Here is a 13,619-nt window from a genome sequence, read left to right on the forward strand (position 1 = left end):
AGATCGGGGGGCGCCTGATCTTGGTGATCAAGTCTTCCAGGTCACGTCCTTCTTTTCGGCAAGCGAGTCCTTGAGCATGTGCAGCAGCGGGATCGCGCGCTGGTGCAGCCCGATGTGCTGTTTCTCGGCCTCGTTGGCGTGGCCTTCGACGGCGTAGTCGTCGTTGTTGTGGGAGTTGGAGGCCTCGCGCGCCAGCGCGGCTTCGAGGGCCGCGATGGCGCCGGGGATCTGCTCGACGGTGATGATGCCCTGCGGGGCGACCGACTTGCCGACGATCTCCAGCAGCTGGCGGGCATGCACTTCGAGCATCACGAAATCGGGAGAGGCCCGGGATTGGAATCGATAGAGCATGGTTGTGTTCTCACTCACTTGTTGTAGATGTAGTCACGGGCAAAAGGGTACACGGATTGCGCGCCGCGCAGGACGCCGTGTTCGACCTTGCCATCGGGTTTGGTGGAAAGCATCTGGTGCAGCGAGATCCAGCCCTGCTCGAAGCTCATGGCGGAGCCCGCGAGGTACAGGCGGTAGGCACGCAGCACGCGCTCGGCGTTCTCGGCCTGCCGGCCGCCGCTGCGCTGGAGCACTTCGCGTGCGGCGTCGAGTTGCGCCTCCAGCGCGTCGGACCAGGCCCAGAGCGTGCGCGCGTAATGCGGGCGCAGGCTTTCGGTGTCGACCATCTCCAGGCCGGCCGCGGCCGTTTCGCGCAGCACGTGCGTCACGTGCAGCAGCTCGCCGCCGGGGAAGATGTACTTCTCGATGAAGTCGCCCATGCCAGCGCCAAGCTGGCGATAGTTGAGCTCGCCGGAGGTGATGCCGTGGTTCATCACCAGGCCGCCGGGCTTCAGCAGCGAATGGATCTTGCGGAAGTAGGTCGGCATGTTGGCCGCACCCACGTGCTCGAACATGCCGACGGAGGAGATCTTGTCGAAGGGCTGGTCGGCGGGAACTTCGCGGTAGTCGCGCAGCTCGACGCGCACGCGGCCCTGCAGGCCCTTTTCTTCGATGAGGCGCTGCACGTAGGCATGCTGGTTCTTCGACAGCGTGATGCCGGTGGCGTCCACGCCGTAGTGCTCGGCGGCCCACAGCAGCAGGGCGCCCCAGCCGGAGCCGATGTCGAGGTAGCGCTCGCCGGGCTGCAGCATCAGCTTGCGGCAGATGTGGTCGAGCTTGGCTTCCTGCGCCTGCGCCAGCGTGAGGTCGGGCGTACGGAAGTACGCGCATGAATACACGCGGCGCGGGTCCAGCCACAGCGCGTAGAAGTCGTCGGAAACGTCGTAGTGGAACTCGATCTGCGCCGCGTCCTTGCGCAGCGAGTGCGAGCCGTGCGACTTGGCCCGGCGCTGCAGGCGGCTCCACCAGCCGGTGTCGGTCTCCGCCGGGTTGCCGGGGAGCATGCCGACCGTGGCATCGATCAGGTCGCGCATGGCGCCTTCGATCTGCACCTTGCCCTCGACGTAGGCCTCGCCGATGGCGCCCACCTGCCGTGCCGCCAGTTTGGCCAGTACCGCCCATTCCTTGAAGGCCAGCGTGACGCGGGCTCCGGCCTGTGCGACGCGCCGGCCATCGGGCAGCTCGAGCGCGATGGGGACAGGCAGCGAAGCCAGCTGCGACTCGATCTTGGGTATCAAGTGTTGCATGGGGCCATGGTATTGATTTTTCCAAGCTTTTGCATGACTTCCCGTGTCGGCGCAAGCCGCGATCTGAGGCGGCTTCGGGCCTGCGCGAACCCGGATTGACATTGGATTGTTTATGTCTAAACTATTTAGCCATGAACAGCCTCGACCCGTCCAAGTCCGCTCCCGCCTCGGACCTCCAACGCATCCTGTGCATCGGCGGCGGGCCGGCGGGCCTGTACTTCGCCCTGTTGATGAAGGCGCGCAACCCGGCGCTGCAGATCACCGTGGTGGAGCGCAACCGCCCCTTCGACACCTTCGGCTGGGGCGTGGTACTCAGCGACCAGACGCTCGCCAACCTGCGCGCGGCCGACGCGCCGACCGCGGCGCTCATCGGCAACGAGTTCCACCACTGGGACGACATCCAGGTCTTCTTCAAGGGCCGCCAGGTGCGCTCGGGCGGCCACGGCTTCTGCGGCATCGGCCGCAAGCGCCTGCTCAACATCCTGCAGGAGCGCTGCCTCGAGCTGGGCGTCGAGCTGGTGTTCGAGACCGACGTCGCCGACGACCAGGCCATTGCCGCGAAGTACCAGGCCGACCTGGTGATCGCCAGCGACGGCCTCAACAGCCGCATCCGCCAGCGCTACGCCGACGTGTTCAGGCCCGACATCGACCTGCGCAACTGCCGCTTCGTGTGGCTGGGCACGCACCAGACCTTCGACGCCTTCACCTTCGCCTTCGAACAGACCGAGCACGGCTGGTTCCAGGCGCACGCCTACCAGTTCGACGACAAGACCTCGACCTTCATCGTCGAGACGCCCGAGGCCGTCTGGAAGGCCCACGGCCTCGACCAGATGGAACAGCCCGAGGCCATCGCCTTCTGCGAGAAGCTCTTCGCCAAGTACCTCGGCGGCCATTCGCTGATCAGCAACGCCACGCACTTGCGCGGCTCTGCCAACTGGATCCGCTTTCCGCGCGTGGTGTGCGAGCGCTGGACGCACCGCATCGACGTAGAGGGCCGCTCGGTGCCCGTGGTGCTGATGGGCGACGCGGCGCACACGGCGCACTTCTCGATCGGCTCGGGCACCAAGCTGGCGCTGGAAGACGCGATCGACCTGGCCAACGAGTTCGCGCAGGGCGGCACTGTCGACCATGTGCTCGAAGGCTACGAGGCACGCCGCAGCGTCGAGGTGCTGAAGATCCAGAACGCCGCGCGCAACTCCACCGAGTGGTTCGAGAACGTGCCGCGCTACACCGGCATGCAGATCGAGCAGTTCGCCTACTCGCTGCTCACCCGCTCGCAGCGTATCAGCCACGAGAACCTGCGCCTGCGCGACACGCAGTGGCTCAGCGGCTACGAGCAGTGGCTGGCCGGCGGCAAGGCGCTGCCGCCGATGCTCATGCCCTACAAGGTGCGCGGACTCACGCTGAAGAACCGCATCCTGGTGTCGCCGATGGCCACCTACAGCGCGGTCGACGGCGTGCCGCAGGATTTCCTGCTGGTGCACCTGGGCGCACGCGCGCTCGGCGGCGCCGCGATGGTGTTCGTCGAGATGACCAGCCCGACGCCCGAAGGCCGCATCACGCCCGGCTGCACGGGCCTCTACAACGACGAGCAGCAGGCCGCCTTCAAGCGCATCGTCGACTTCGTGCATACGCAGTCCAGCGCGAAGATCGCCATGCAGCTCGGCCACAGCGGCCCCAAGGGCTCGACCCGCGTGGGTTGGGAAGGCACCGACGAGCCGCTCGAGAGCGGCAACTGGCCGCTGCTGGCCGCGAGCGCGCTGTCCTACGGCGAGCAGAACCAGCTGCCCGCGGCCATCACGCGCGCCGAGATGGACACGCTGCGCGACCAGTTCGTCGACTCGACCCGCCGCGCCGCCGAATGCGGCTTCGACTGGCTCGAGCTGCACTGCGCGCACGGCTATCTGCTGTCGGCCTTCATCAGCCCGCTCACCAACCTGCGCACCGACGAGTACGGCGGCGACATCGAGGCGCGCTGCCGCTACCCGCTCGAAGTGTTCCGTGCCATGCGCGCCGCGTGGCCGGCCGACAAGCCGATGAGCGTGCGCATCTCGGCGCACGACTGGGCGCCCGGCGGCAACACCGATGCCGACGCCATCGTGGTCGCGCGCCTCTTCAAGGAGGCCGGCGCCGACTTCATCGACGTGTCGTCCGGCCAGACCACGCGCGCCGCGAAGCCGGTGTACGGGCGCATGTACCAGACGCCGTTCTCCGACCGCATCCGCAACGAGGTCGGCATCTCGACCATCGCCGTGGGCGCCATCACCGATGCCGACCAGGCCAACAGCATCATCGCCGCCGGCCGTGCCGACCTGTGCGCCATCGCGCGTCCGCACCTGGCCGACCCGGCATGGACGCTGCACGAGGCCGCCAAGCTGCAAAGCCGCGACGTCGAATGGCCCGTGCAGTACCTGAGCGGGCGCGACCAGATGTACCGCGAGATCGCCAAGCAGCAGCAGCTCGCCGCGGCCGCCAATGCAGCGATGGCCGCGCAGAACAGCGAGGAGACGCACTGAGATGGACCTCGAAGCGCGCGCGCACAGCGAACACCCGGAGGCGCTGCGGCTTTGGCTGCGGCTGCTCACCTGCACCCAGCTGATCGAGAAGCAGGTGCGCAACGAACTGCGCTCGCAGTTCGCGACCACGCTGCCGCGCTTCGACCTGATGTCCCAGCTCGAGCGCTCGCCCGAGGGGCTGAAGATGAACGAGCTCTCGCGCCGCATGATGGTGACGGGCGGCAATGTGACCGGCATCACCGACCAGCTCGTGTCCGAAGGGCTGGTGGAGCGCATCAACGTCGAGGGCGACCGCCGTGCATGGCGCGTGCGCCTCACGCCGCGCGGGCGCAAGCTCTTCAACGACATGGCGCAGCAGCACGAGGACTGGATCGTCGAGGCCTTCGCGGGCCTCAGCGCCAAGGAGATCGCGCAACTGCACAAGCTGCTGGGCAAGGTCAAGCAGCACTCGCACAACCAACTACTGATGGCGGAGACCGAATGAAGCACTACATCGGCGCGGGCAATCCCATGCGCGCCCAATTCGAACCCAAGGCAGCCTACAAGGCCGAGCACTTCGCATGGAGCTATGAGGCCGGCGTGGGCACCATCACGCTGAACCGGCCCGACCGCAAGAACCCGCTGACCTTCGACTCGTACGGCGAGCTGCGCGACCTGTTCCGCGCGCTGGTCTACGCCACCGACGTGAAGACGATCGTCGTGACCGGCGCGGGCGGCAACTTCTGCTCCGGTGGCGACGTGCACGAGATCATCGGCCCGCTGACCGGCATGCGCATGCCCGAGCTGCTGGAGTTCACGCGCATGACGGGCGACCTGGTGAAGGCGATGCGTGCCTGTCCGCAGCCCATCGTCGGCGCGATCGACGGCGTGTGCGCCGGTGCCGGCGCGATGATCGCGCTGGCCTGCGACCTGCGCTACGGCTCGCCTGCCACGCGCACCGCGTTCCTCTTCACGCGCGTGGGCCTCGCCGGTGCCGATATGGGCGCCTGCGCGCTGCTGCCGCGCGTGATCGGCCAGGGCCGTGCGTCCGAACTGCTCTTCACCGGCCGCGCGATGACGGCGCAGGAAGGCCATTCGTGGGGTTTCTTCAACGCGCTGCACGAGAGCGATGCGCTGCTCGAGGCCGCCACCAAGGTCGCGCGCGACCTGGCCGAAGGCCCGACCTTCGCGCACGGCATGACCAAGACCATGCTGTCGCAGGAATGGTCGATGACCATCGACCAGGCCATCGAAGCCGAGGCGCAGGCACAGGCCATCTGCATGCAGACCGAAGATTTCAAGCGCGCCTACGAGGCCTTCGCGGCCAAGCGCAAGCCGGTGTTCGGCGGGGACTGACGCGATGATGACCAAGGCTCCCGCACCACCCTCGACGGCGCACCTTGCGCTGCCCTTCTTCGACGACGCGCACCGCACGCTGGCCGACGGCCTGCTGCCCTGGGCCGACGCGCAGCAAGTCGACGAGCACGACGACCGCGCGGCCTGCCGCGACTGGGTACAGCGGCTAGGCGCCGGCGGCTGGCTGCGCTATTGCGTGCCGGGCAGCTCCGGCGGCGCGCTGGAGCGGCTCGATTCGCGCGCCCTGGTGCTGCTGCGCGAGACGCTCGCCTACCACTCGCCGCTCGCCGACTTCGCCTTCGCGATGCAGGGCCTGGGCAGCGGCGCGATCACGCTCGCGGGCACACCGCAGCAGCACGCCGATTACCTGACCGCCGTTGCCAAGGGCGGCAAGATCGCGGCCTTCGCGCTCAGCGAGCCCGAGGCCGGCTCCGACGTGGGCGCGATGGCGATGCGCGCCGAGGCGACCACCGACGGCTGGAAGCTGAACGGCGAGAAGACCTGGATCAGCAACGGCGGCATCGCCGACTTCTACTGCGTGTTCGCGAAGACCGACCCGGCGGGCGGCACGCGCGGCATCACCGCCTTCATCGTCGATGCGACGACGTCCGGCCTCGACACCTCCGCGCACATCGACGTGATGGCGCCCCACCCGCTGGCCACGCTGCGCTTCGAGAACTGTGTCGTGCCGCGTGCTACGCAACTGGGCGAGCTCAACGGCGGCTTCAAGCTCGCGATGCGCACGCTCGACATCTTCCGCGCCTCGGTGGCCGGTGCGGCGCTCGGCATGGGCCGGCGCGCGCTGGCGGAAGCCATCACCCATTCCAAGAAGCGACGCATGTTCGGCCAGACGCTGGCGGACTTCCAGCTCACGCAGGCCAAGCTCGGCGAGATGGCCGCGCTGATCGACAGCGCCGCTCTGCTCACCTACCGCGCCGCCTGGATGCGCGACGACGCCGAGCGGCGCGGTGCACCGGCAGTGGGCGACGTGTCGGCCGCCGCCGCGATGGCCAAGATGTGCGCAACCGAGAACGCGAACCGCGTGATCGACATGGCGCTGCAGATGCATGGCGGCCTCGGCGTGAAGGTTGGCACGAAGGTTGAAAGCCTCTACCGCGACATCCGCTCGCTGCGCATCTACGAAGGCGCGACGGAAGTCCAACAACTGATCATCGGCAAATCCGTTCTACGGGGATAAACACCGTGTCTGCCCAAGTCGACCGCTTCGTTCACGACCGCTTGCCGCCCGCGGCACAGCTGCCCGTCTTTCGCTACGACATGCCCGAGCTGCAGCTGCCCGACCAGCTCAACCTGGTCGAGGAGCTGCTCGACAAGGCCGCAGCGAAGGGTTTCAGCGACAAGCCGATGCTGCGCTCGCCGCAGGGCACGCTGACCTATGCGCAGGCGGCCGTCGAGGTCAATCGCATCGCGCAGGTGCTGGTGGAAGATCTCAAGCTGGTGCCGGGCAACCGGGTGCTGCTGCGCGGCGGCAATTCGGTGGCGATGGCGCTGGCATGGCTGGCGGTGGTGAAGGCCGGGCTGATCGCGGTGGCCACGATGCCGCTGCTGCGCGCGAAGGAGCTGGGCGACATCATCGAGAAATCGCAGCCCGTGGCCGCGCTGTGCGATGGTCGGCTGCTCGATGAGTTGCTGCTGGCGCAGCAGGCGCATCCGGTGCTTGCCACGGTGGTTGCATTCAACAAGCCCGATGCGGAAGATTCGCTTTCGGCACGCGCGGCGAAGAAGAACGGTGTGTTCGAGGCATGCCCCACGGCATCCGATGACATCGCGCTGCTGGCTTTCACCTCGGGCACCACGGGCAAGCCGAAAGCGCCTGTCACCACGCACCGCGATGTGCTCGCGATGTGCGAGACCTGGCCGCGCCACGTGCTGCGCGCGCGCAGCGACGACATCGTGGTGGGCTCGCCGCCGCTGGCCTTCACCTTCGGGCTCGGCGGACTGCTTGTGTTTCCGATGTGGGCCGGCGCCTCCGTCTACTTCCCCGATGCGCCGTTCACGCCCGAGGGGCTGGTGAAGCTCATCAACGAGGTCGGCGCGACCATCTGCTACACGGCACCCACGTTCTACCGGCAGATGGCACCGTTCGTGAAGCAGCACGGCATGCCCAGCCTGCGCATCAGCGTGAGCGCGGGCGAGGCCCTGCCCGATGCCACACGGCAGCTGTGGAAGGAAGCTTCCGGCATCGAGATGCTGGATGGCATCGGCGGAACCGAGGTGTTCCACATCTACATCTCTGCCGCGGGCAACGACGTGCGCCGCGGGGCAGTTGGCAAGGCAGTGCCCGGTTTCACCGCGAAGGTGGTGGACGGCGAAGGCAACGAGGTGCCCCATGGCACGGTCGGCAAGCTTGCGCTGCAGGGGCCGGTGGGCTGCCGCTACCTCGACGATCCGCGCCAGACAGACTACGTGAAGAACGGCTGGAACTATCCGGGAGATTCGTTCGTGCAGGACGACGATGGCTACTTCTTCTACCAGGCACGCGCGGACGACATGATCATCACGGCCGGCTACAACGTCGGCGGGCCGGAAGTGGAGGATGCGCTGCTCAAGCATCCTGCCGTGGCCGAGTGCGGCGTGATCGGCAAGCCCGATGCCGAGCGGGGCATGATCGTGAAGGCGTTCTGCGTTCTCAAGCCCGGCAACGAGGGCAACGCAGCCCTTGTGAAGGCGCTGCAGGACCACGTGAAGGCGACCATCGCACCATTCAAATACCCAAGGGAGATCGAGTTCGTACCGGCGCTGCCGCGCACGGAAACCGGCAAGCTCCAACGATTCAAACTGAGACAACTCAACACGACATCATGATCAACAAACTCCTGCAACCCGAAGGCTGGCTGCCTCCCAAGGGCTATGCGAACGGCGTCGCCGCTCGCGGAACGATGCTGTTCATCGGAGGCCAGATCGGCTGGAATGCACAGCAGCAATTCGAGTCGGACGACTTCATCGACCAGTGCGGCCTGGCGCTGCGCAACATCGTCGAAGTGCTGCGCGCAGGTGGTGCGGGCCCCGAGCACATGGTGCGCATGACCTGGTATGTGACGGACCGTGACGAATACAGCCGCCGCCTCAGCGAGCTCGGGCCTGTCTATCGCGAAGCGATGGGACGCAACTTCCCGGCCATGACCTGTGTGCAGGTGGCGGCGCTTGTGGAGCACCGGGCGAAGGTGGAAATCGAAGTGACGGCGGTCATCCCGGACTGATCTCTTGCGCCGACCGAAATAAAAATGCCCTCATTGCGAGGGCATTTCTTTTTGTCATTGACCGGCAATTGATAAACAAAGACCGGCAAAGAAAAAGGCCCTTTGATTTCTCAAAGGGCCTTTTCAATTTGGTTGCGCGAGCAAGATTTGAACTTGCGACCTTTGGGTTATGAGCCCAACGAGCTACCAGGCTGCTCCATCGCGCGGCAGACTTAGATTATAGCTTATTCAGCGGCGTTTTGCTCGGCTGCGTCTTCTTTAATTTCAGGACGGTCAACCAGTTCGACGAGCGCCATCGGGGCATTGTCACCCACGCGGAAGCCCATCTTCAGGATGCGGGTGTAGCCGCCCGGACGCGTTGCGAAACGCGGGCCGAGGTCGCCGAAGAGCTTCACGACGGCGTCGCGGTTGCGCAGGCGGTCGAAGGCCAGGCGCTTGTTGGCGACGGTGGGCTTCTTGGCGAGCGTGATCATCGGCTCGATGACGCGGCGCAGTTCCTTGGCCTTGGGGACCGTGGTCTTGATGACTTCGTGCTCGATGAGCGAATTCATCATGTTCTGCAGCATCGCGAGGCGGTGCGAGCTGGTGCGGTTGAGTTTGCGGAGTCCGTGTCCGTGACGCATGGTGCTTTCCTTTACTTTATAAAAACAGGCAGCCGTGTCAGGTACTGCCCGGTGCACTGGCCCTTTTCAGGGGGCCTCTTTCAAAAAATTCAAATGATCAACGCTTGTCGAGGCCGGCCGGCGGCCAGCTTTCGAGCTTCATGCCCAAGGTCAGGCCGCGCGAGGCAAGCACTTCCTTGATTTCGTTGAGCGACTTGCGACCCAGGTTCGGGGTCTTGAGCAGCTCGTTCTCGGTGCGCTGGATCAGGTCACCGATGTAGTAAATGTTTTCGGCCTTCAGGCAGTTGGCCGAACGCACCGTCAGTTCGAGTTCGTCGACAGGGCGCAGCAGGATCGGATCGAACTGCTGTGCGCTGCGCGGAGCCGGAGCGTCGAACGCAGCGAGTTCGCCGCCTTCGAGCTGCGCGAACACGGCGAGCTGCTCGACCAGGATTTTAGCCGATGCGCGCACTGCGTCTTCGGCGGTGATCGCGCCGTTGGTCTCGATTTCGACCAGCAGCTTGTCCAGGTCGGTGCGCTGCTCGACGCGGGCGCTTTCGACCGTGTAGCTCACGCGCTTGACGGGCGAGAACGAGGCATCGAGGACGATGCGGCCGATCGACTTGGTCGGCTCGTCCGCGTAGCGGCGCATCGTGCCGGGCACGTAGCCGCGACCCTTCTCGACCTTGATCTGCATGTCGAGCTTGCCGCCTTGCGACAGGTGGGCGATCACATGGTCGGGGTTGATGATCTCGACGTCGTGCGGGGTCTGGATGTCCGAGGCCAGGACCGGGCCTTCGCCGTCCTTGCGCAGGCTCAGCGTGACTTCGTCGCGGTTGTGGAGCTTGAACACCACGCCCTTGAGGTTCAGCAGGATGTTGACGACATCTTCCTGCACGCCGTCGATCGACGAGTACTCATGCAGAACGCCAGCGATCGTGACTTCGGTGGCCGAGTAGCCCACCATGGACGACAGCAGAACGCGACGCAGCGCGTTGCCGAGCGTGTGGCCATAGCCGCGCTCGAAAGGCTCGAGCGTCACCTTGGCCTTGTTGGCGGCAAGTTGCTCGACCTGGATGGTCTTGGGTTTCAGCAGGGTGGTTTGCATGCAGACTTCCTCTCAATACCCCCGGCTCGTTACACCGGTAAGGCTGGTGAAGCACCTGAGCCGCGACGGAGCGCGGAACAGGAACGTGAACAACAAAAACAATCTCCCGCCGGCGCGTGGAAGCGCAGGCGGGTAGAAAAAATCAACGCGAATACAGTTCGACGATCAGCGATTCGTTGATGTCGGCTGCGAATTCGTCGCGATCGGGCACCTTCTTGAACGTGCCTTCGGCCTTGTCGGCATTCACGTCGACCCATGCCGGGATACCGACTTGCTGGGCGAGTTGCAGCGCTTCGACAACGCGGGTCTGCTTCTTCGACTTCTCGCGCACGGCGATCACGTCGCCGGTCTTGACCAGGTACGACGGGATGTTGACCGACTGGCCGTTCACCGTGATCGCCTTGTGCGACACGAGCTGGCGCGCTTCTGCGCGGGTCGAGCCGAAGCCCATGCGGTAGACGACGTTGTCCAGGCGCGATTCGAGAATGAACAGCAGGTTGGCACCGGTGTTGCCACGGCGGCGATCGGCTTCTTCGAAGTAGCGGCGGAACTGCTTCTCGAGCACGCCGTACATGCGCTTGACCTTCTGCTTCTCGCGCAGCTGCAGGCCGTAGTCGGAGGTACGCTGACCCGAGGTGCGGCCGTGCTGGCCGGGCTTGGAGTCGAACTTGGCCTTGTCCTGGATCGAGCGGCGGGCGCTCTTCAGGAACAGGTCGGTGCCTTCACGGCGGGAAAGTTTGGCCTTGGGGCCGAGGTAACGTGCCACGATTTTTCCTTTGTGTCATCTGCCGCAGTTGCCTGCGGGAGCCATCAGCGGAATGCCGATGGCGGTGGGCTTAGTAAAAAAACAAACGCGCAGCCGCTATTCAAAGCCGGCTGCGCCTTGCGGACTGACGATCAGATGCGGCGACGCTTCTGGGGACGGCAGCCGTTGTGCGGAACGGGCGTCACGTCGGCGATCGAGTTGATCCGGATGCCGAGCGCAGCCAGTGCGCGCACCGACGATTCGCGACCGGGGCCGGGGCCCTTGATCTCGACATCGAGGTTCTTGATGCCTTGTTCGACAGCAGCACGGCCGGCCACTTCGGAAGCGACCTGCGCAGCGAACGGCGTCGACTTGCGCGAGCCCTTGAAGCCCTGGCCACCCGACGAAGCCCACGACAGGGCGTTGCCCTGGCGGTCGGTGATCGTGATGATGGTGTTGTTGAACGAAGCGTGCACGTGAGCGATACCGTCCGCGACGTTCTTGCGAACCTTCTTGCGAACGCGCTGTGCGGCGTTGTTTGCAGGTGCTTTAGCCATGCTGTTCTATCCTTATTTCTTCAGGGACTGCGCAGCCTTGCGCGGACCCTTGCGGGTGCGGGCATTGGTGCGCGTGCGCTGGCCGCGCATCGGCAGGCCGCGACGGTGACGGAAGCCGCGGTAGCAGCCGATGTCCATCAGGCGCTTGATGTTCATCGTCGTCTCGCGACGTAGGTCGCCTTCGATCGTGAACAGGGCGATCTGGTCGCGGATCTTCTCGAGATCGGCGTCGGTCAGATCCTTGATCTTCTTCGAATACTCGATGCCGCTCGCTTCGCAGATCTGGCGGGCGCGGGTGCGACCGATGCCGAAGATGGCGGTCAGGCCGATTTCAGCGTGCTTGTGCGGCGGGATGTTGATGCCAGCAATACGTGCCATGTGCGTCCTCTAATACTCTTCAATCAACCCTGGCGCTGCTTGTGGCGCGGGTCGGTGCAGATCACGCGCACCACACCCTTGCGGCGGATGACCTTGCAATTACGGCAGATGGTTTTGACCGAAGCCGAAACTCTCATTTCACTCTCCTAAAACTGTTTAACGTGGCGGTCTACCGCCCGGACTCAATACTGAAACACAGCCCTACGATGTCTTGAAGTTCGCCTTCTTCAGCAGCGATTCGTACTGCTGCGACATCATGTAGTTTTGCACCTGGGCCATGAAGTCCATCGTGACGACCACGATGATCAGCAGGGAGGTACCACCGAAGTAGAACGGCACGTTGTACTTCAGGATCAGGAACTCCGGCAGCAGGCAGACGAAGGTGATGTACACCGCCCCAGCCAGCGTCAGTCGAACCAGGATCTTGTCGATGTAGCGAGCGGTCTGGTCACCCGGACGGATACCCGGGATGAATGCACCACTCTTCTTCAGGTTGTCGGCCGTTTCCTTGCTGTTGAACACGAGTGCCGTGTAGAAGAAGCAGAAGAAAACGATCGCAGCGGCATACAGCAGCACGTAGATCGGCTCGCCGGGACGCAGCGCGCTGGCAACGTCCTTGATCCAGCGGAAACCGCCGTCACCGGTGCTGAACCAGCCGACCACCGTCGCCGGCAGCAGGATGATCGACGAGGCGAAGATCGGAGGGATCACGCCAGCCATGTTCAGCTTCAGCGGCAGGTGCGACGACTGGCCGCCATACACCTTGTTGCCGACCTGGCGCCGCGCATAGTTCACGAGGATCTTGCGCTGGCCGCGTTCCACGAACACCACGAAGTAGGTGACCAGCACCACCACGGCGACGATGAAGAGCGCGACGATCACGTTCATGGCGCCGGTACGCACCAGCTCCAGCAGGCCGCCGATGGCATTGGGCAGGCCGGCCGCGATACCCGCGAAGATCAGGATCGAGATGCCGTTGCCCAGGCCGCGTTCGGTGATCTGCTCGCCGAGCCACATCAGGAACATGGAACCTGCCGTCAGGCTCACCATCGCGGTGATGCGGAAGCCGAAGCCGGGAGAAATCACCAGGCCTGCCGACGACTCGAGAGCCACCGCGATGCTGAACGACTGGAACAGGGCCAGGCCCAGCGCGCCATAGCGCGTGTACTGCGTGATCTTGCGGCGGCCGGCCTCGCCTTCCTTCTTCAATTGCTCGAAGGTCGGAAGCACGTAGGTCATCAGCTGCATGATGATCGACGCCGAGATGTACGGCATGATCCCCAACGCGAACACGGTGAAGCGCGACAGCGCACCGCCCGAGAACATGTTGAACAGGCTCAGAATGCCGCCCTGCTGGCCCTGGAACAGCGCAGCCAGCTGGTCCGGGTTGATACCCGGCACAGGAATGTGCGCGCCAATCCGGTAGACCACGAGCGCGAGCAGCAAAAAGACGAGCCGACGACGGAGGTCGCCGAACTTGCCTGTTTTTGCGATCGTTGCCGCGTTAGTTGCCACGAAGA

General features: G+C 65.0%; 15 protein-coding genes and 1 tRNA gene. 6 read left to right on the top strand and 10 right to left on the bottom strand.

Features of this window, described 5'->3' with window-relative positions:
- Positions 1-27: 27 nt before the first annotated feature.
- Positions 28-351, bottom strand: coding sequence for a DUF1840 domain-containing protein (locus tag ABL844_RS30390; RefSeq protein ID WP_418129947.1), 324 nt, complete (start codon positions 349-351; stop codon positions 28-30).
- Between the two features lie 14 nt (positions 352-365).
- The gene (locus tag ABL844_RS30395) at positions 366-1,637 is read right to left on the bottom strand and encodes a class I SAM-dependent methyltransferase (RefSeq protein ID WP_418129948.1); all 1,272 of its coding nucleotides are present in this window, start codon (positions 1,635-1,637) and stop codon (positions 366-368) included.
- Positions 1,638-1,768: 131 nt separating this feature from the next.
- Between ABL844_RS30395 and ABL844_RS30400 the strand changes: the two genes are divergently transcribed.
- Genes ABL844_RS30400 through ABL844_RS30425 form a run of 6 tightly spaced genes read left to right on the top strand, consistent with a single transcriptional unit; the run spans position 1,769 to position 8,709 of the window.
- Positions 1,769-4,153 (top strand): bifunctional salicylyl-CoA 5-hydroxylase/oxidoreductase, encoded by a 2,385-nt coding sequence (locus tag ABL844_RS30400; protein ID WP_418129949.1) that lies wholly within the window; start codon positions 1,769-1,771, stop codon positions 4,151-4,153.
- Position 4,154: 1 nt separating this feature from the next.
- Positions 4,155-4,637, top strand: a complete 483-nt coding sequence (locus ABL844_RS30405) for a MarR family winged helix-turn-helix transcriptional regulator (protein ID WP_184639551.1) — start codon at positions 4,155-4,157, stop codon at positions 4,635-4,637.
- A complete protein-coding gene (locus ABL844_RS30410) occupies positions 4,634-5,488 on the top strand; it encodes an enoyl-CoA hydratase family protein (protein ID WP_184639549.1) in 855 nt (284 codons plus the stop codon). The genes ABL844_RS30405 and ABL844_RS30410 overlap by 4 nt, the downstream gene beginning before the upstream one ends.
- A 4-nt stretch (positions 5,489-5,492) precedes the next feature.
- Positions 5,493-6,686: an acyl-CoA dehydrogenase family protein gene (locus tag ABL844_RS30415; RefSeq protein ID WP_418129950.1), complete on the top strand. Its 1,194-nt coding sequence runs from the start codon at positions 5,493-5,495 to the stop codon at positions 6,684-6,686.
- A 5-nt stretch (positions 6,687-6,691) separates the two neighbouring features.
- Positions 6,692-8,314, top strand: coding sequence for an AMP-binding protein (locus ABL844_RS30420; RefSeq protein ID WP_418129951.1), 1,623 nt, complete (start codon positions 6,692-6,694; stop codon positions 8,312-8,314).
- Positions 8,311-8,709, top strand: coding sequence for a RidA family protein (locus tag ABL844_RS30425; RefSeq protein ID WP_126021205.1), 399 nt, complete (start codon positions 8,311-8,313; stop codon positions 8,707-8,709). Before ABL844_RS30420 ends, ABL844_RS30425 begins: the two co-directional genes overlap by 4 nt.
- Positions 8,710-8,838: 129 nt before the next feature.
- Here ABL844_RS30425 and ABL844_RS30430 read toward each other — a convergent pair.
- The 8 genes from ABL844_RS30430 to secY all read right to left on the bottom strand — a co-directional run bounded on the left by ABL844_RS30430 (position 8,839) and on the right by secY (position 13,614).
- Positions 8,839-8,915, bottom strand: a tRNA-Met gene (locus tag ABL844_RS30430).
- An 18-nt stretch (positions 8,916-8,933) separates the two neighbouring features.
- Positions 8,934-9,332 carry a 50S ribosomal protein L17 gene (gene rplQ / locus ABL844_RS30435; RefSeq protein ID WP_126021204.1) on the bottom strand — a complete coding sequence of 133 codons (399 nt, stop codon included), beginning with the start codon at positions 9,330-9,332 and terminating at the stop codon, positions 8,934-8,936.
- A gap of 97 nt (positions 9,333-9,429) precedes the next feature.
- On the bottom strand, positions 9,430-10,419 hold the full coding sequence (locus ABL844_RS30440; protein ID WP_009124827.1) for a DNA-directed RNA polymerase subunit alpha: 990 nt from the start codon (positions 10,417-10,419) through the stop codon (positions 9,430-9,432).
- A gap of 142 nt (positions 10,420-10,561) precedes the next feature.
- Entirely contained in the window at positions 10,562-11,185 is a 624-nt protein-coding gene (gene rpsD, locus ABL844_RS30445) for a 30S ribosomal protein S4 (RefSeq protein ID WP_126021203.1), read from the bottom strand.
- A gap of 131 nt (positions 11,186-11,316) precedes the next feature.
- Positions 11,317-11,721 (bottom strand): 30S ribosomal protein S11, encoded by a 405-nt coding sequence (gene rpsK, locus ABL844_RS30450; protein WP_009124825.1) that lies wholly within the window; start codon positions 11,719-11,721, stop codon positions 11,317-11,319.
- Positions 11,722-11,733: 12 nt separating this feature from the next.
- Complete coding sequence (rpsM, locus tag ABL844_RS30455; RefSeq protein WP_013544105.1) at positions 11,734-12,099, bottom strand: 30S ribosomal protein S13; 366 nt, start codon at positions 12,097-12,099, stop codon at positions 11,734-11,736.
- A 23-nt stretch (positions 12,100-12,122) separates the two neighbouring features.
- Positions 12,123-12,236 (bottom strand): 50S ribosomal protein L36, encoded by a 114-nt coding sequence (gene rpmJ, locus ABL844_RS30460; protein WP_013544106.1) that lies wholly within the window; start codon positions 12,234-12,236, stop codon positions 12,123-12,125.
- A 64-nt stretch (positions 12,237-12,300) separates the two neighbouring features.
- The gene (secY, locus tag ABL844_RS30465; protein WP_019653976.1) at positions 12,301-13,614 is read right to left on the bottom strand and encodes a preprotein translocase subunit SecY; all 1,314 of its coding nucleotides are present in this window, start codon (positions 13,612-13,614) and stop codon (positions 12,301-12,303) included.
- Between the last annotated feature and the right edge of the window lie 5 nt (positions 13,615-13,619).

The sequence above is a fragment of the Variovorax sp. 278MFTsu5.1 genome (assembly GCF_048305045.1).
Taxonomy (GTDB): domain Bacteria; phylum Pseudomonadota; class Gammaproteobacteria; order Burkholderiales; family Burkholderiaceae_C; genus Variovorax; species Variovorax guangxiensis.

Coding starts and splice junctions, on each gene's coding strand:
- ABL844_RS30425 (WP_126021205.1), top strand. CDS start 8,311: ATGATCAACAAACTCCTGCAACCCGAAGGCTGGCTGCCTCCCAAGGGC.
- rpmJ (WP_013544106.1), bottom strand. CDS start 12,236: ATGAGAGTTTCGGCTTCGGTCAAAACCATCTGCCGTAATTGCAAGGTC.
- ABL844_RS30390 (WP_418129947.1), bottom strand. CDS start 351: ATGCTCTATCGATTCCAATCCCGGGCCTCTCCCGATTTCGTGATGCTC.
- rplQ (WP_126021204.1), bottom strand. CDS start 9,332: ATGCGTCACGGACACGGACTCCGCAAACTCAACCGCACCAGCTCGCAC.
- rpsM (WP_013544105.1), bottom strand. CDS start 12,099: ATGGCACGTATTGCTGGCATCAACATCCCGCCGCACAAGCACGCTGAA.
- rpsK (WP_009124825.1), bottom strand. CDS start 11,721: ATGGCTAAAGCACCTGCAAACAACGCCGCACAGCGCGTTCGCAAGAAG.
- ABL844_RS30440 (WP_009124827.1), bottom strand. CDS start 10,419: ATGCAAACCACCCTGCTGAAACCCAAGACCATCCAGGTCGAGCAACTT.
- ABL844_RS30400 (WP_418129949.1), top strand. CDS start 1,769: ATGAACAGCCTCGACCCGTCCAAGTCCGCTCCCGCCTCGGACCTCCAA.
- ABL844_RS30410 (WP_184639549.1), top strand. CDS start 4,634: ATGAAGCACTACATCGGCGCGGGCAATCCCATGCGCGCCCAATTCGAA.
- ABL844_RS30405 (WP_184639551.1), top strand. CDS start 4,155: ATGGACCTCGAAGCGCGCGCGCACAGCGAACACCCGGAGGCGCTGCGG.
- ABL844_RS30395 (WP_418129948.1), bottom strand. CDS start 1,637: ATGCAACACTTGATACCCAAGATCGAGTCGCAGCTGGCTTCGCTGCCT.
- ABL844_RS30415 (WP_418129950.1), top strand. CDS start 5,493: ATGATGACCAAGGCTCCCGCACCACCCTCGACGGCGCACCTTGCGCTG.